The 15850-nt window shown below is 70.7% G+C and carries 19 protein-coding genes; 5 read left to right on the forward strand and 14 right to left on the reverse strand.

Translation table 11 applies throughout. The features are described from left to right. Nucleotides 1-13 precede the first annotated feature (13 nt). From ABS64_RS08930 to ABS64_RS08940, 3 genes are all read right to left on the reverse strand, one after another. Nucleotides 14-991, reverse strand: coding sequence for an alpha-ketoacid dehydrogenase subunit beta (locus ABS64_RS08930; RefSeq protein WP_292682945.1), 978 nt, complete (start codon nucleotides 989-991; stop codon nucleotides 14-16). Then, a complete protein-coding gene (locus ABS64_RS08935; protein WP_292682947.1) occupies nucleotides 991-2118 on the reverse strand; it encodes a thiamine pyrophosphate-dependent enzyme in 1128 nt (375 codons plus the stop codon). The genes ABS64_RS08930 and ABS64_RS08935 overlap by 1 nt, the downstream gene beginning before the upstream one ends. Before the next feature lie 93 nt (nucleotides 2119-2211). After that, nucleotides 2212-3282, reverse strand: coding sequence for a histidinol-phosphate transaminase (locus tag ABS64_RS08940; RefSeq protein ID WP_292682950.1), 1071 nt, complete (start codon nucleotides 3280-3282; stop codon nucleotides 2212-2214). Nucleotides 3283-3361: 79 nt separating this feature from the next. Here ABS64_RS08940 and ABS64_RS08945 point away from each other — a divergent pair, with 79 nt between their 5' ends. Continuing rightward, nucleotides 3362-3763 (forward strand): phage holin family protein, encoded by a 402-nt coding sequence (locus tag ABS64_RS08945; RefSeq protein WP_016463997.1) that lies wholly within the window; start codon nucleotides 3362-3364, stop codon nucleotides 3761-3763. 16 nt (nucleotides 3764-3779) lie between these two features. On the opposite strand, the gene ABS64_RS08950 is transcribed toward ABS64_RS08945, so the two are convergent. Together ABS64_RS08950 and ABS64_RS08955 are read right to left on the reverse strand one after the other, a co-directional pair. Further along, a complete protein-coding gene (locus tag ABS64_RS08950; protein WP_292682954.1) occupies nucleotides 3780-5108 on the reverse strand; it encodes a hypothetical protein in 1329 nt (442 codons plus the stop codon). Next, nucleotides 5105-5356, reverse strand: coding sequence for a hypothetical protein (locus ABS64_RS08955; protein WP_016463995.1), 252 nt, complete (start codon nucleotides 5354-5356; stop codon nucleotides 5105-5107). Before ABS64_RS08955 ends, ABS64_RS08950 begins: the two co-directional genes overlap by 4 nt. Before the next feature lie 128 nt (nucleotides 5357-5484). Here ABS64_RS08955 and ABS64_RS08960 point away from each other — a divergent pair, with 128 nt between their 5' ends. Beyond that, the gene (locus ABS64_RS08960) at nucleotides 5485-5988 is read left to right on the forward strand and encodes a low molecular weight protein-tyrosine-phosphatase (RefSeq protein WP_292682960.1); all 504 of its coding nucleotides are present in this window, start codon (nucleotides 5485-5487) and stop codon (nucleotides 5986-5988) included. A 58-nt stretch (nucleotides 5989-6046) separates the two neighbouring features. Beyond that, on the forward strand, nucleotides 6047-7435 hold the full coding sequence (gene purB, locus ABS64_RS08965; protein ID WP_288119040.1) for an adenylosuccinate lyase: 1389 nt from the start codon (nucleotides 6047-6049) through the stop codon (nucleotides 7433-7435). 29 nt (nucleotides 7436-7464) lie between these two features. On the opposite strand, the gene ABS64_RS08970 is transcribed toward purB, so the two are convergent. From ABS64_RS08970 to ABS64_RS08995, 6 genes are all read right to left on the reverse strand, one after another. Then, nucleotides 7465-7800 (reverse strand): amino acid transporter, encoded by a 336-nt coding sequence (locus ABS64_RS08970; RefSeq protein ID WP_288119024.1) that lies wholly within the window; start codon nucleotides 7798-7800, stop codon nucleotides 7465-7467. Then, nucleotides 7797-8489 carry an acyl-CoA synthetase gene (locus ABS64_RS08975; protein ID WP_292682965.1) on the reverse strand — a complete coding sequence of 231 codons (693 nt, stop codon included), beginning with the start codon at nucleotides 8487-8489 and terminating at the stop codon, nucleotides 7797-7799. The genes ABS64_RS08970 and ABS64_RS08975 overlap by 4 nt, the downstream gene beginning before the upstream one ends. A 109-nt stretch (nucleotides 8490-8598) precedes the next feature. Further along, entirely contained in the window at nucleotides 8599-9036 is a 438-nt protein-coding gene (locus tag ABS64_RS08980) for a hypothetical protein (protein WP_036289101.1), read from the reverse strand. 12 nt (nucleotides 9037-9048) lie between these two features. Then, nucleotides 9049-9459 carry a VOC family protein gene (locus tag ABS64_RS08985; RefSeq protein ID WP_112932054.1) on the reverse strand — a complete coding sequence of 137 codons (411 nt, stop codon included), beginning with the start codon at nucleotides 9457-9459 and terminating at the stop codon, nucleotides 9049-9051. A 5-nt stretch (nucleotides 9460-9464) separates the two neighbouring features. Continuing rightward, on the reverse strand, nucleotides 9465-9866 hold the full coding sequence (locus tag ABS64_RS08990; protein ID WP_061681359.1) for a helix-turn-helix transcriptional regulator: 402 nt from the start codon (nucleotides 9864-9866) through the stop codon (nucleotides 9465-9467). Nucleotides 9867-9898: 32 nt separating this feature from the next. Continuing rightward, on the reverse strand, nucleotides 9899-10888 hold the full coding sequence (locus ABS64_RS08995) for a Gfo/Idh/MocA family oxidoreductase (RefSeq protein ID WP_288119029.1): 990 nt from the start codon (nucleotides 10886-10888) through the stop codon (nucleotides 9899-9901). A 67-nt stretch (nucleotides 10889-10955) separates the two neighbouring features. Between ABS64_RS08995 and ABS64_RS09000 the strand changes: the two genes are divergently transcribed. Continuing rightward, a complete protein-coding gene (locus tag ABS64_RS09000) occupies nucleotides 10956-11879 on the forward strand; it encodes an NADP-dependent oxidoreductase (RefSeq protein ID WP_292682969.1) in 924 nt (307 codons plus the stop codon). A 25-nt stretch (nucleotides 11880-11904) separates the two neighbouring features. On the opposite strand, the gene ABS64_RS09005 is transcribed toward ABS64_RS09000, so the two are convergent. Beyond that, on the reverse strand, nucleotides 11905-12273 hold the full coding sequence (locus ABS64_RS09005) for a sterol carrier family protein (protein WP_288119033.1): 369 nt from the start codon (nucleotides 12271-12273) through the stop codon (nucleotides 11905-11907). Between the two features lie 54 nt (nucleotides 12274-12327). On the opposite strand from ABS64_RS09005, the gene purD reads away from it, so the two are divergent. Next, nucleotides 12328-13602: a phosphoribosylamine--glycine ligase gene (gene purD, locus ABS64_RS09010; protein ID WP_292682972.1), complete on the forward strand. Its 1275-nt coding sequence runs from the start codon at nucleotides 12328-12330 to the stop codon at nucleotides 13600-13602. Between the two features lie 55 nt (nucleotides 13603-13657). Here purD and ABS64_RS09015 read toward each other — a convergent pair whose 3' ends face one another. Both ABS64_RS09015 and ABS64_RS09020 read right to left on the reverse strand, forming a co-directional pair. Then, nucleotides 13658-15142: an MFS transporter gene (locus ABS64_RS09015; protein WP_036289105.1), complete on the reverse strand. Its 1485-nt coding sequence runs from the start codon at nucleotides 15140-15142 to the stop codon at nucleotides 13658-13660. Next, nucleotides 15139-15771 (reverse strand): PadR family transcriptional regulator, encoded by a 633-nt coding sequence (locus ABS64_RS09020; RefSeq protein ID WP_036289107.1) that lies wholly within the window; start codon nucleotides 15769-15771, stop codon nucleotides 15139-15141. The genes ABS64_RS09015 and ABS64_RS09020 overlap by 4 nt, the downstream gene beginning before the upstream one ends. Nucleotides 15772-15850: the final 79 nt, after the last annotated feature.

Consider the following 15850-nt stretch of genomic DNA (forward strand, 5'->3'; position numbering starts at 1 on the left):
CGGGGCGGGGCGGTCAGTAGGCCAGGGCGCGGTCGACGGCCTCGAGGATGCGGTCGGCATCCGGGAGGTAGGTGCCCTCGAGCTTGGCGGGCGGGAACGGCACGTCGAAGCCCGACACGCGCAGCACCGGCGCCTCCAGGGCGAAGAACGCCCGTTCCATGACGGTCGCGGCCACCTCGGAACCCACCGACGTGAAGCCGGGCGCCTCCTGCGCGTAGACCATGCGGCCCGTGCGGCGCACCGAGTCGAGGATGGGGCCGTAGTCGATCGGCGAGAGCGAGCGCAGGTCGATCACCTCGCACGAGGTGCCCTCGCTCTCGGCGAGCGCGGCCGCCTGCAGCAGCGTCGTGACCATCGCGCCGTGGCCGACGAGCGTGACGTCGGTGCCGCGGCGCACGAGCCGCGACGCGTGGAGGGGCAGGGGGCGCTCGGCGCTGTCGACGTCGCCCTTCATCCAGTACTTGGCCTTGGGCTCGAGGAAGATCACCGGGTCGGGCGAGCGCACGGCATCCTGGATCATCCAGTACGCATCGTTCGCGGTCGAGGGAGAGACGACTCGCAACCCCGCGGTGTGGGTGAAGTACGCCTCCGGGCTCTCCTGGTGGTGCTCGACGGCCCCGATGTGGCCGCCGTACGGGATGCGGATGACGACCGGCATCTGCAGCGCACCCTCGTGCCGGTTGGTGAGCTTCGCGAGCTGCGTCGTGATCTGGTCGAAGGCGGGGAAGACGAAGCCGTCGAACTGGATCTCGACGATCGGACGGAACCCGGCCATCGCCAGACCGATCGCGGTGCCGACGATGCCCGACTCCGCGAGCGGGGTGTCGAGCACCCGCTGCTCGCCGAACTCGGCCTGCAGGCCTTCCGTCACGCGGAACACGCCGCCGAGGCGGCCGATGTCCTCGCCCATGAGCAGGACGTGGTCGTCGGCGGCCATCGCGGCGCGAAGACCCGCGTTGAGCGCCTTCGCGAGGGGCATGGACTCCACCATCAGACTCCTCCCTCCAGCGACGCTTCGTAATCGGCGAGCCAGCGACGCTGCTCCACCATCAACGGGTGGTCCTCGCTGTAGACGTGCGCGAACATCGACTCCGGCTCGATCGTGCCCAGCGCGTTGGTGCGTACGCGCACATCGTCCGCGTAGGCCTGCGCCGCGGCATCCACCTCGTCGAAGAAGGATGCCGCCGCCCCCCGCGCCTCGAGGTAAGTACGCATGCGGGCGATCGGATCGCGCCGCGCCCACGACTGCTCCTCGTCGGACGTGCGGTACTTGGTGGGGTCGTCGCTCGTCGTATGCGCGCCCATGCGATAGGTCATCGCCTCGATCGCGCGGGGCCCCTCGCCGGCGCGCGCCTCGTCGAGCGCGAGCTTGGAGACCGCGTAGCTGGCCAGCACGTCATTGCCGTCCACGAGGATCGAAGGCATGCCGTAGCCCGCCCCACGGCGGTAGAGAGGCGCCCGCGACTGCGTGGCGACCGGGACCGAGATCGCCCAGTGGTTGTTCTGCAGGAAAAAGACCTGCGGCGTCCGGTAGGTGTTGGCGAACACCATCGCCTCGTGCACGTCGCCCTGGCTGGATGCGCCGTCGCCGTAGTAGACCACGACGGCCTCGTCGCGGTTCGCATCGCCCGTGCCGCACCGCTTGTCGAAGACGAGGCCCATGCCGAAGCCGGTCGCGTGCAGGGTCTGCGAGCCGAGCACCAGCGTGTAGATGCGGACGTTGCCGTTCTTCGGGTCGGTCGGGTCCCAGCCGCCGTGCGTGAGGCCGCGCATCACGCGGATGATGTCGATCGGGTCGACACCGCGGGCGGTGGCCACGACGTGCTCGCGATAGGACGGGAACAGGTGATCCTGCGGCCGGGCGGCACGCACCGATCCGACCTGGGCGGCCTCCTGCCCGAGCGACGGCGGCCACAGCGCGAGCTGGCCCTGCCGCTGCAGGTTGGTGGCCTGCCGGTCGAAGGCGCGCACGAGAACCATGTCGCGGTAGAAGGTCTCGAGCTCGGCGTCGGAGAGCGCGTCGATGAGGGGCAGATACCGCTCGGCTTCGGGCGTGGGGGCGAACGTCCCGTCCGCCGCCAGAACGCGCACGAGGGCCGGGTCGTCAGGCGGGGTCATGTTCCCACGCTAACGCCCCGCGCATGCGTCCGACTGCATGGGATCGACAACGGGAATCGCGATCCGCCGTGCGCCGACCACAACGCGCAGGAACTATGGACGCGGAGCGACGGATGCCGCGACCCGAACGATCGGCTCGATCGCCTCGTGCTCGCCGATGGAGATACGCACACCGTCGCCGGCGAAGGGACGGATGATCAGACCGGCCTCCTCGAACGCCGCCGCGACTTCGAGCGCACGCGCGCCGGCCGGCAGCCAGACGAAGTTGCCCTGCGCTTCGGGCACATCCCACCCCGCCGCGCGCAGCCGTGCGGCCAGGTCGTCGCGGTGCGCGGCGAGGGTGCGCACGCGCTCGAGCAGCTCCTCCTCGGCATCCAAGCTGGCCAGGGCCGCTTCCTCGGCGGCGGCGGTGACCGACAGCGGGATGCCTGTGCTGCGCGCGGCCGCGAGGATGCGCGGGTCGCCGACCGCGTAGCCGACGCGCAGCCCGGCGAGCCCGTAGGCCTTCGAGAAGGTCCGCAGCACGACGACGTTCGCGTGCCCGGCGGCGATGACGTCGGCGCCGGCCACGGCATCCGGATCGGTGACGAACTCGGCGTACGCCTCGTCGAGGATGACGAGCACGTCGTTCGGGACACGGCCGAGGAACGCGTCGAAGTCCGCCTGGGTCACTACCGGGCCCGTCGGGTTGTTCGGGCTGCAGACGATGATCATGCGCGTGCGCTCGGTGACGGCAGCGGCCATCGCGTCCAGGTCGTGGCCGCCGGCCGCATCGTTCGCCACGGTGACGGCCGTCGCGCCGGCCACCGTCGCCAGGCTCGGATAGGCCTCGAACGAACGCCAGGAGAAGAGGATCTCATCGCCCGGTCCGCTCGTGGCCTGGGCGAGCTGGAAGAGGATCGACACCGAGCCGGCCGCGATGTGCACGGCGTCGTCACCGACGCCGAAGCGCTCCGCGAGGCGGGCCCGCAGACGCGGTGATGAGGCGTCGGGATAGCGGTTGACGGCGACGGCCGCCTGCACCGCGGCCACGACGCTCGGCAGCGGGGCGAAGGGGTTCTCGTTGCTGGACAGCTTGAACGCTTCGGCGCCGGCCTGCTTTCCCTGCTTGTAGGCGGGAAGGACGGCGATCTCGGGGCGGATGCGCACGGGCAGATCGGTCACGCGTCGAGTCTACGAGGGGCGCTGCGACCTGGAGTGAAGCCTTTCGAGCGCGGCGTCCGCGTGGAAGACTGTGAGGACCATGCGCTTCATCGTCCGCGTCGTCGTCAACGCCTTCGCCATCTGGGTCGTGACGCTCATCCCCGCCCTCCAGGTCGGGGTGACGCCGTTCGCGCCCGGCGAGACCCTGCAGCTCGTACTGACGCTGCTCGCCGTCGCCGCGATCTTCGCGCTGGTCAACACGATCATCGGCACCGTGATCAAGATCGTCGCGATCCCGCTGTACATCCTCACGCTCGGGCTCATCTCGTTCGTCATCAACGGGCTGCTGCTGTGGATCACGGCGTGGGTCACCAGTTCGTGGGGCTGGGGCCTGACCGTCGAGAGCTTCTGGCTTGGCGTCGTCGCCGCGATCCTCATCTCGCTCATCAACTGGGTGTTCGGCATTCTGCTGCGCCCGCAGGAGAAGAAGCGCCGCAGCTGACGGTCGCGCCTCCTCGTCAGAGCCCTCCTCCTCCCGAGCGCCGTCGTCGATCCGCCGAGCGGGCCTGCTCTCGGTGGGCGCCGTAGACCGTCGAGGTGACGACGGCCGCGCCCGCCAGAGGTGCGAGCCGCTCGCGGAGCACCGCGATGCGCGGATCGGCCGAAGCGTCGACCATCGCCGCCGTCTCGCGGTAGGCGTCGAGCTGGTGCACCGCGAACGTCGCATCGCTCCACCGCGGCATGGGATCGGCCTCGCGTTCGACGACGACACTGTCGCCAGAGCCCGAGACACCCGGAAAGCCGCCGACCGCGAGCGCCGCGACCGGATCGTCCGTGTGCCGGACGGCGACCGAGAGCACACCGTCGGCCTGTTCGGCCTGGACGGGGCTGCCGAAGCTGACCTCGGTCACGACGTCGAAGTCGCCGTCCCGCGCCAGGTAGGCCGCGATCATGCCACCCTGCGAGTGACTGAACACGTGCACGCGATCTCCCGCGACCGCCCCCGCCGCCGTCAGCGCGCGCTCCACCGCGAGGTACGACGACGACTGGGCACCGAAGTACAGCTGGAGGTTGGAGGTCATGTCCCACGGCTCGTCCGCCGCGAACGCGGCGCGGGTTCCCGCGATGTAGGCCACGAACTCGCGCTCGCCGGACGCGTAGCGGTACTCCTCCACGCGCACGCGCGCATCGTCGAGGCCGTCCTGTCCCGGCATCCGATCGATGACGTCGACCAGTCCGCGCGGCGCGGCGTCGGCACCGGTCGCGTGATGCGTGCTGATCTCCTCGACGGATGCCGTCTCTGCCCCGGGCCGCAACGGGGGCGCCGCGGCGGGCACCGTGCCCCGACCGGCGCGGCGGACGGCGGCGGTCAGCTGCGTCAGGGCGGGTCCGAGCGGGCCGTACACCCCGAGCATGAGGGCGCTGTCTCGCATCTGGTCTTCGATGTCGCGGTGACGGCCCTCGATCCACTCGGCCGCGAGCCGCTTCGCCGCCGCCGCGACATCCCCCTCGGCCTGCATCCGTGCCGCCGCGAGCTGCATGACGTCGACGTCGCGTGTGCCGTGGAGCGCGTGCAGCGCCTCCTTCTCGGCGAGGTCGTACGTCTGGGCGAGCGTGTCGAGCGTGCGCGAGAGGTCGGTGGCGATCGCGTGCGCCTCCCGCGCCCGCCCGGCGGGATCGGGAACCCAGAGCCCGGCAGCCAGCGACGCGGTCCCGGCGCCGGCGAGCGCTTCTGCGACCTCATCGAGACGAGCCGAGATCGGCCCGAGGGCGCCGGACAGCTCTCGCAGCGCATCGGTGTCGACCGCGACGAGCCCGCCGGAGCGGATGTCGACGTCGTCGCTCATCCCGCCGCCTCGATGAGCGCCCGCTCGGCAGCCTGAGCCAGGTCACGGTCCCAGGTGTCGATGTCATCGATCGCGACCGCGCTCAGGTGCGCGCAGGCGTCGAGACGCTCCCGGATGGGTTCTGCCGCCGTGGTCGCCCACTGCGCGTCGGCCCGCAGCCCGAGCATCCGCCGATTCGACTCCACGAGAGTCTCACGCGCCTGACGCAGGAGGGCCCGGGCATCGGCGATATCCGCGAGTCGGTCCACAGGACGATCGTCGGCCCGGGCTGCGCAGCGCCGTGCGACGGTCTCGACATCCGTGGACAGGCGCGGCGCGCCGCCCGCGTGGGGAGGAGGTCTTTCGTGCGGCCGTCGACCTGCACCACAATGGGGAGGTGACTGCCCACGCCGCACCGTTTCGCGTCGTGTTCGTCTGCACCGGCAATATCTGCCGCTCCCCCATGGCCGAGATCGTCTTCCGCGACATCGCCGACCGCGCCGGCCTCGGCGCTCGCGTCGTGTCGACCAGCTCAGGGACGGGCGACTGGCACGTGGGCGAACGCGCCGACAGCCGCACCCTCGATGCGCTCGCGCGACGCGGCTACGACGGCGCACGCCACCGCGCCCGTCAGTTCACGCTCGACGACTTCGAGCGCAATGACCTCGTGGTCGCCCTCGATCGCTCGCACGAGCGCATCCTCGCGAGCTGGGCGCGCGCGACGACGGATGCCGACAAGCTCGCGCTCCTGCTCTCTTTCGACCCCGAGGCGCACGGCAACCTGGACGTCCCCGACCCGTACTACGCCGGCCCGGAGATGTTCGACGACGTGCTCGGTATGATCGAGAGCGCGAGTCGGGCGCTCTTCCGGCAGCTCGAACCGGCCATCCGTCCGTTGTGAGCCTGTCGTCGTGCGCACCGGCCGCGCGTCGACAGACACCGTGATCGGAGCCCGCGTCGTGACCACCGCGAACACCCTCGCCCACCAGCCCCTCAGCCCGCTTGACGGCCGTTACCGCGGCGCCGTCGCCGACCTGTCGGCGTACCTGTCGGAGGCCGGCCTCAACCGTGCGCGCGTCGAGGTCGAGGTGGAGTGGATCATCACGCTCACCGACCGCGGCCTGTTCGGCTCGACGGCGCTCACGGCCGACCAGAAGGACGCCCTCCGCGAGCTCTACCGGGCGTTCGGCGCGGCAGAGATCGAGTGGCTCGCCTCCACCGAGTCGGTGACCCGCCACGACGTGAAGGCCGTCGAGTATCTCGTGCGCGACCGCCTGCAGACACTCGGCCTGGACGCCGTCGCCGAGCTCACGCACTTCGCGTGCACCAGCGAGGACATCAACTCGGCGTCATACGCCCTGACGGTCAAGCGTGCCGTCGAGAACGTCTGGCTGCCGAAGCTGCGCGCCGTGATCGACGCTCTGGCGGCGCTCTCGCACGAGCACCGGGATGCCGCGATGCTCTCGCGCACGCACGGTCAGCCCGCCACTCCGTCGACGATGGGCAAGGAGCTCGCCGTCTTCGCCTGGCGGCTGGAGCGCGTGGCCGCCCAGATCGCCGACGGCGAGTACCTGGCGAAGTTCTCCGGCGCCACCGGCACCTGGTCGGCCCATCTGGCCGCCGCGCCCGACGTCGACTGGCCCGAACTGTCCCGCGCGTTCATCGAGGGCCTCGGCATCGACTTCAACGTGCTGACGACGCAGATCGAGTCGCACGACTGGCAGGTGGAGCTGTACGACCGGGTGCGTCACGCCGGCGGCATCCTGCACAACCTCGCGACCGACATCTGGACCTACATCGCGATGGGCTTCTTCGCGCAGATCCCGGTCGCCGGCGCCACGGGCTCGTCGACCATGCCGCACAAGATCAACCCGATCCGTTTCGAGAACGCCGAAGCGAACTTCGAGATCTCCGGCGGTCTGTTCACGACGCTGGCGTCCACCCTCGTCACCAGCCGCATGCAGCGCGACCTCACCGACTCCACGACGCAGCGCAACATCGGCGTCGCGTTCGGCCACTCCCTGCTCGCTCTCGACAACCTGCAGCGCGGGCTCACCGAGATCTCGCTCTCCCGCGACGTGCTCCTCGCCGACCTCGACGCGAACTGGGAGGTGCTCGCCGAGGCGATCCAGACGGTGGTGCGCGCGGAGATCGTCGCGGGACGGTCGCAGATCACCGACCCCTACGCGCTGCTGAAGGAGCTCACGCGCGGACGCCGCGTCGGCGGCCCCGAGCTGGCGGAGTTCGTGCGCACCCTCGACATCGGGGATGCCGCCAAGGAGCGCCTGCTGGCTCTCACGCCGGCCGGATACACCGGCCTGGCGGACGAGCTCGTCGACCGGGTCTGAGCGGCGTCTGGGCGCGTCTCTCGACGTGCTCAGCGGCGCGGCGCGGCGCCGTCGTCCGTGGCGTCGGGGGATGCCTCGGCATCCGTGTCGTCCATGAGCACGCCGTGGTCGATCTCGCCGCCCATCTTGGCCGGATCGACCGCGAGCATGCACAGCGCGATGATGACCAGCGTCGCGATGAAGGCGACGCCGGCGACGACCAACGAGACCACGACGACGTGCACCCGCTCGTCGCCGGTGAGGTCCTGGAAGAACCCCATCGAGACGAGCGTGACGAGGCCGGAGAACAGGGCGGCGGCGAAGGCGAAGCCCAGCAGCTGCACCGGCTTGAGCAGATCACGACGGGTGGGACGCGGCTCGCTCATGCGGAACCTCCTGAACGGGTGCCGTCCTCGGCGGCGGGGCGTCGCGGCGAGAAGCCGGCGATGCCGAGGAAGACGGCGATGATGGCGGCATAGCCGCCGAAGAGGCCGACACCGATGGTGATGCCGGTCAGGGTGAAGGAACGCCCGGCCTCGGAGATGAAGTACTCCAGGCTGTACGCGGGGTTCACCAGAAGCAGACCGATGCCGAGCGCGATGGTGAGCGCACCCGCGAGCACGCCGTCGCGCCCCTCGTCGCGGCGCTCGCTGCGAAGGACGCCCTCGAGGGACGCGGCGCTGCGGCGCAGCCGCACGCCCCCGATGAGCTCGGCGACACCCGCGATGAGCGCCCACGCGATGACGACGACGAAGAACAGCGCCGTCGAACGCAGCCCCGGAATGCCGGTGGCCATCCCCGCGAGCAGGGTCAGCACCCCGAGCAGGATCGGAACAGAACGGCGCTCGCGCGGGAAGGCGAGCCACGCACCGATCAGGAGCACGAGCGCGGTGGCGATCGCCCACCCGCTGAAGACGGCGAGACCGACGGATGCCGAGTGGTCGGGCGAGAAGGTCACCATCACAGCGGCGAGGGCCGCGAGGAGGGCGCGACCGATCTGCACATGACGCACATCGAAGGTGCGGGTCGCTCCTGCGCCGTGGGTACGGGTGGGAGCGGGGGCGTCGTCGGACACGTCGGACTCATCGGATCGGGGACGGTGGAACCCCACCAGTCTAGGTCGTCGCCCGCGCCGACCCGGCGCGATCCGGCGCCGACCTTCGCCGGATGCCGGCGGTGCGCGCTCAGCCCACCGAGCGGGCGACGAGCTCCCGCAGCGTCTTTTCCACGGCCGGTGTCACGGCGACGACGGCGAAGGACGTCGCCCACATGTCCCCGTCATCCAGCAGCGCGTCCTCCTGGAAGCCCACCGTGCCGTATCGCGTGTCGAACTTCGATGCCGGCTGGTAGAAGACGACCACCTTCCCCTCGCGGGCGTAGGACGGGAAGCCGTACCAGGTCTTCGGCGCGAGCTGCGGCGCTTCCTCGGTGACGACGCGGTGCAGCAGTGTGGCCACCTCCCTGTCGGTGCCGGTCAACGCGTCGATCGCCGCGATGCACGCCTCGAGCTCCGCGGCCTGTTTGGCGGCGCCCTTCAGCCCCTTCGTGGATCGCAGCTCTTCGGCGCGCTGCGCCATCGCCGCACGCTCATCGGCGCTGAAGCCGCTCTTGGTGTCACTCATGGGTGTCTCCTCTCAGTGGGACTGCTGGATGCGCAGGAGGTTGCCGGCGGGATCGCGCACCGCGGCATCCCGCAGCCCGTAGTCCTGATCGGTCGGGTACTGCACGATGTCGGCGCCCGCCGCCGCCAGGCGGGCGATGTCGCCGTCGAGGTCGTCGGAAGCCAGGTTGACCCCGAAGTAGCTGCCCTTCGCGACGAGCTCGGCGAGCGTCCGCCGTTCGTCGTCGCTGATGTCGCGTCCCACACCGACCGGGTGCAGCACGATCGCGGTGTCGGGCTGGCCGGCGGGGCCGACCGTGATCCACCGCAGGTGCTCGTAGCCCACATCCAGGCGCACCTCGAATCCCAGCACGTCGCGGTAGAACGCGAGCGACGCCTCGGCGTCGATGTGCGGCAGGAAGGAGGAGTGGATGCTGATGCTCATGGGCCTCACGATAGGCCGGTCTCGCGCGGGAGCGCTTCTCGATTCCTGACCGGTCGGGTCAGCCGACGGGCGATGCAGGGGAGCATGCCGACGCGGAAGGGCGCGCCGCGGGTGCGATAGCGTCCCGGAGACACGCCCACCAGCTCGGTGAAGCGTGTGGTGAAGGTACCCAGAGACGGGCAGCCGACGGCGAGCGCGATGTCGGTGACGGCGAGCTGCGTCGTCCGCAGGAGGGTCATGGCGCGTTCGACACGACGCGTCATCAGGTACGAGTAGGGCGTTTCGCCGTAGGCCCGCCGGAACTGTCGCGATAGGTGACCCGGCGAGACGTGCACGGCCCGCGCAAGGGTGGGCAGGTCGAGGGGCTGGGCGAAATCGCGGTCCATCATGTCGCGCACGCGTCGCATCCGCACCAGCGTGTCGAGCTCGACCCCGGCGCTCACCGCGCGGCGCGTCCCGATCCGGCGCGCAGCTTCTCGGCACCGGCACGGATCGCCTCGACGGCGCGCAGCACCTCGAGGCTGCGCCGCTGGTCGGCAGATGCCTCGTCATCTCCACGGACGAGCTGGGCGAAGCGGGCCACCTCGAAGCGCATGTTGTTGTCGGGGCCGTCGATCTCGATCTCCTCGTGCACGCCGGAGAACAGGTCGAGCGTGATCCGGCGCGGCGCGGTGATCTCATCGATCTCGATCGTGCCGAGCTCGCCCTGGATCTCGTTCGGTCGACGCGAGGCGCCGATCTTGGAGAAGGCAATCTGCACGACGAAGCCGTCGTAGGAGAGCACGGCGGCACCCGCGCCGTCGGCACCGGTCGCGATCGTCGCCGTCGCCCCGACCACCGCACCCGGTGCGCCGAACAGCTCGATCGCGGCGCTGAGCGGATAGACACCCAGATCGAACAGCGCTCCGCCCGCGAGAGCCGGGTCGAAGATGTTCGGCGTCTCGCCGGCCAGGACGAGGTCATACCGCGCCGACCGCTGGCTCTGCCCGAACGACACCAGCCGCACCGTTCCCACCTGGGGCAGCAGGGCACGCAGACGGGTCATGCCCGGGTCGTACGCGTTGCGCATGCCCTCGAACACGACGACCCCACGGGCCCGGGCCGCCTCGACGAGGCGCGCGAACTCGTCCGCCGTCGGTGTCGCCGGCTTCTCGAGGAACACGTGCACACCCGCCGCGATGGCCGCTTCGGCCTGCGCGGCGTGGGCTCCGTTCGGCGACCCCACGTAGACGGCATCCACCTCGCCTGAGGCCAGCAGCGCCTCGAGGTCGGTGCTCACGCCGTCGATGCCGAGCCGATCGGCGAACGCGCGACCGCGCGCCGCGTCGCGGGAGAACACCACGTCGATGCGGATGCCGGGCGTCTGCGCGACGGCATCCGCGAACTTCTCGGTGATGGTGCTGGTGCCGATCGTGGCGAGTCTGATCACGCCCCCAGAATAGGCGCGGCGCCTGCCCCGAGGAATGGATGGTGTCCGCCGACGGTTGGAACTCAGCATGAAGGCACTCGTCTATTCGGATTTCGGCGGCAACGACCGCTTCGAGCTCACCGACCGTGAGGAGCCCCATATCGGCCCCGACACCCTGGTGGTGAGGGTCGTCGCCGCCGGGATCAACCCCGTCGACTACAAGATCCGCGAGGGCTACCTGCGCGGCCTCATCGACACCCGCCTTCCGGTCGTGCCCGGCTGGGACGTCGCCGGCATCGTCGAGAAGACGGGACTGGACACCCCCGAGTTCGCCGTCGGTGACGCGGTGCTCGCCTACGCCCGCGCCGACATCGTCGAGAACGGCTCGGTCGCCGAGTTCATGCCGGTGCCGGTGCGCACCGCCACCCTCAAGCCGGAAGGTCTGTCGTTCGAGGATGCCGCCGCGCTGCCGCTGGCCGGGCTGACGGCGCTGCAGACGCTGGAGCGCGCCGGTGTCGGCGCGGGTCAGACCGTGCTGATCCACGGCGCCGCCGGCGGGGTGGGCTCGTTCGGCGTGCAGCTCGCACGCCGGCTCGGGGCTCGTGTCGTCGGCACGGCGTCGGAGCGCAACCACGCGTACCTCCGCGATCTGGGCGCCGAGCCCGTCGTCTACGGCGAGGGCCTCGTCCCTGCGGCCCGCGAGATCGCCCCCGAGGGGTTCGATGTCATCATCGACTTCGTCGGCGGCTCGACGCTCGACTCGACGCCCGATCTGCTCGCCGACGGCGGCGTCGTCGCCTCGATCGCCGACGCCCGCGCACGCACCGAGTTCGGCGGCCACTACGTGTGGGTGCGCCCGAACGCGTCGCAGCTGGGCGAGCTGGCTGAACTGGTCGCGTCGGGTGAGCTGCGCGTCGAGATCGCCGCGACCTATCCGCTCGACGAGGCCGCCGCCGCGTACGCCGCTCTCGAAGAGGGCCACACCCGCGGCAAGATCGTCGTCACCGTCTGACCGCGCCCGCCCCGCGGCGGCGGTCTCACGGACGCAGCGGCAGCAGGGGTGCGAGGTCGGCCCGGGTGCCGGACGCGAGAATGCGTCCGGCACCCAGGGCATCGGCCCACGACTCGGCACCGGTCGCGAGCGCGATCCAGGTGGTCGCGTCTGTCTCGACGACATTCGGCGGGGTACCGCGGGTGTGCCGCGGGCCCTCGACCACCTGCACCGCGCCGAACGGCGGCACGCGCACCTCGACGGTGTTGCCGGGGGCCTTCTCTGCCAGCAGCTGGAGCAGGTAGCGCACGGCGGTCGCCATCGCCGTGCGCGGGGGTGTCACGTCGGCATCCCTCGCCGCGGTGACAGCGGCGAGGGCTTCACGACCGTCGGCGGTGGAGATCTTGCGGGCCATGCCTCCACGCTAGCCCGCACTCACGACGCGGCGGCCCGTCGGTAGGCTGGCCGGGTGCGCATTCTCGTCCTCGGTTCCGGTGCCCGCGAGCACGCCATCCTCCTCGCTCTGAAGGGGGAGAACGCGGGCCACGACCTGTTCGCGGCCCCCGGCAACGCCGGCATCGCCGCCGACGCCACGATCGTCGCCGCCCTCGATGCCAACAGCCCCGCCGCGGTGACCGAGTATGCCAACGACCACGACATCGACCTCGTGATCATCGGCCCCGAGGCGCCGCTGGTCGCGGGAGTCGCCGACGCCCTGCGGGAGCACGGCATCCCGGTGTTCGGCCCCGGAAAGGCCGCGGCGCAGCTGGAGGGCTCGAAGGCGTTCGCGAAGCGGATCATGGATGCCGCCCACGTGCCCACCGGTCGGGCGACGCGGGCCACGACCCGCGCCGAGGTCGAAGCCGCCCTCGACGCCTACGGCGCGCCGCACGTCGTGAAGGCCGACGGGCTGGCCGCCGGGAAGGGCGTCGTCGTCACCGACGACCGCGACGCGGCGCTCGCGCACGCCGATACGTACCTTCCCACCGGTCCCGTGCTGGTGGAGGAGTTCCTCTCCGGCCCGGAGGTGTCGCTCTTCTTCGTCAGCGACGGCGACACGGTGCGCGCGCTCAGCCCCGCGCAGGACTTCAAGCGCGCGTATGACGGTGACACGGGCCCCAACACGGGCGGCATGGGCGCGTACTCGCCGCTGCCCTGGCTGAGCGACGACTTCGGCAGCGAGGAGGCGTTCGTCGCCGAGGTGACCCGCACGGTCGCCGAGCCGGTCATCCGCACGCTGGATGCCGAGGGCACTCCTTTCATCGGTCTGCTCTACGCGGGACTCATCCTGACCGCCGACGGCATCAAGGTCATCGAGTTCAACGCCCGCTTCGGCGACCCCGAGACCCAGGTCGTGCTCGCCCGTCTGACCAGCCCTCTGTCGCGACTGCTGATGGCGGCGGCATCCGGCACGCTCGAGGACGAGCCGGCACCGGAGTTCGCCGACACCGCCGCGATCACCGTGGTGCTCGCGAGCGAGGGCTACCCCGAGGCGCCGCGTACCGGGCGGGTCATCACGGGGCTGGATGCCGCGGCATCCGTCCCGGGAGTGCACCTCGCCCACGCCGCGACGGCGGTGAGCGGCGACGAGCTGGTGGCGACGGGGGGACGCGTGCTCAATGTCGTGGCGACCGGTTCCTCGTTCGGCGCCGCGCGCGACCAGGCGTATGCCGCTCTCGAGCGGATCGGCCTGGAGGGCTCGCACTACCGGCGCGACATCGCCGCCCGGGTGGCGCTCGACTGACGAGTCGTGTCGTCGTCGGGCCTCACCGGGCGGCGATGGGCGATGCCGCGCGCGCTCAGCGCTTGACGAGGTGCGGCGGGCGCTGCATGAACAGCACGGCGACGACGCCGATCAGCAGCACGATCGCCGGCAGCAGGATCGTCTGCGCCATGGCGTTCGAGAAGCCGTCGACGACGAACGCGGGCAGCTGGCCCGCACCGAAGTCGCCGCCGGCGTTCGAGGCGCCCGGCAGGTTCGCCTCGAGACGCGACTGCATGAACGCGGCGATCGCCGCCGAGCCGAGCACCGAACCGATCGTGCGCGTCGTGTTGTAGATGCCCGCGCCGGCGCCGGCCTGGCGCGGCTCGAGGTTGCGGGTCGCCGTGGTGGCCAGCGGCCCCCACATGCCGGAGTTTCCGACGCCCATCAGGAACGAGGGCAGCAGGAACATCCAGATCGGAGTGTCGGCGTGCATCAGCGAGGAGTACCAGAAGAGCGATCCGGCGACCAGCAGCAGCCCCGGCGCCAGCAGGACGCGGGCGTCGACCCGGTCGAGCAGCCGGCCGGTCAGCGGCGAGAGCACACCCGCGGCGACGGCCATCGGCACGAGCAGGAGCGCCGATTCGGTGGGCGTGAGACCGCGCGCCAGCTGCACGAAGAACATGAGCGGCAGCGACATGCTCGTCACCGTGAAGCCGACCGTGGCGATCGTGAAGTTCGACACGGAGAAGTTGCGGTCGCGGAACAGTCCGAGCGGCACGAGCGGCTCGCTGCGGGTCTTCGCCTGCTGCCAGATGAAGAGCGCCATGACCACGACGCCGCCCGCGATCATCGTCCAGACCCAGGCGGCCCAGTCGAAGTGCTCACCCTCCTGCAGACCGAAGACGATGAGGAACAGGCCGACCGCGCTCAGGACGACCCCGACCAGATCGAAGCGGTGGGGGTGCGTCTCGAGGTTCGGGACGAGCATCCACGCGAGGACGAAGCCGATCACGCCGACGGGCAGGTTGACGAAGAAGATCCACTCCCAGCCGAGGCCGTCCACGAGCAGGCCTCCGGCGAGCGGCCCGACGAGCATGGCGACCCCGGAGGTCGCTCCCCACAGGCCCATCGCGGCGCCGCGGCGCTGGGGCGGGAAGGTGCGGGTGATGACGGCCATCGTCTGCGGGGTCATGAGTGCGGCACCCAGGCCCTGGATCGCGCGGAAGACGATCAGCATCTCGAGGGATCCCGACAGGCCACAGCCCAGGGATGCGAGCGTGAAGATCGCGAGGCCGATGAGGTAGATGCGCTTCGGTCCGAATCGATCACCCAGACGGCCGGTGATCAGCAGGGGCACGGCATACGCCAGGAGGTAGGCCGACGTGACCCACACGACATTGTCGAGGTTGTTGGTGGACGGGTCGAGGGCCGCCTTGATGGCGGGGTTGGCCACCGAGACGATGGTGGTGTCGACCAGGATCATGAAGAACCCGATGACGAGCGCCCAGAGGGCGGGCCACGGGTTGCGTTCGGGGGTGGGTGCGGGCGCGGTCACATCGCGCGTGCGTTGTTCGGTCATGAGCGTGCGGCTTCTCTCTGTGCCAGATAGCGATCGGTTTTCTCGTGTGATCCCCACACGAAGTCGGGGTGGGCGAGCCGTTCCAGCAGGTCGGCGAGCCAGTCGTGGTCGGCGGCGAGCAGGGCGCGCTCGCGATCGATCTCGATGAGGTACTGCTCGATGACGGATGCCGGCCCGGTCTTGCTCTCGCGCGCATGGGCGATGCCGTCGGCGAGCTCGTCGCGCGCACGGGCGAGATGCTCCCGACGGGTCGACAGCAACGCCACGACGTCCTCGCGGGGGAGATTGTGCGCCTCGGCCAGCGCCACGCGGAACTCGACGTGCCGGTCCAGGAGCGGAAGCTCCCGGCGCACCCAGTCCTGGACGACCTCGTGGCCGGCATCGGTGAGGGTGTACGTCGTGCGCTCCGGCCGGTTGCCGTCCCGATCGACGCCGACCTCGGCGAGCAGACCGGACTTCTCCAGACGTGCGACGGTGTGGTACATCGTGCCGTTGGTCACCGACACGATGCGATCGTCGTGACGGTGCCGCATCAGCCGGATCATCTCGTAGGGGTGCATGTCGTCCTCGCGCAGCAGCGCGAGCACCATCACTCCCAACGGTGTGAGCCGGTCCACGGCGCTCTTCACGACTGTTCTCCTCCGCCGCTTGTTATTCCATCTTGATTAGTCCACATGGACTATATGCTGATTTGTCACGGCGCGCTAC

This window comes from Microbacterium sp. SCN 69-37, from assembly GCF_001724435.1.
Taxonomy (GTDB): Bacteria; Actinomycetota; Actinomycetes; order Actinomycetales; family Microbacteriaceae; genus Microbacterium; species Microbacterium laevaniformans.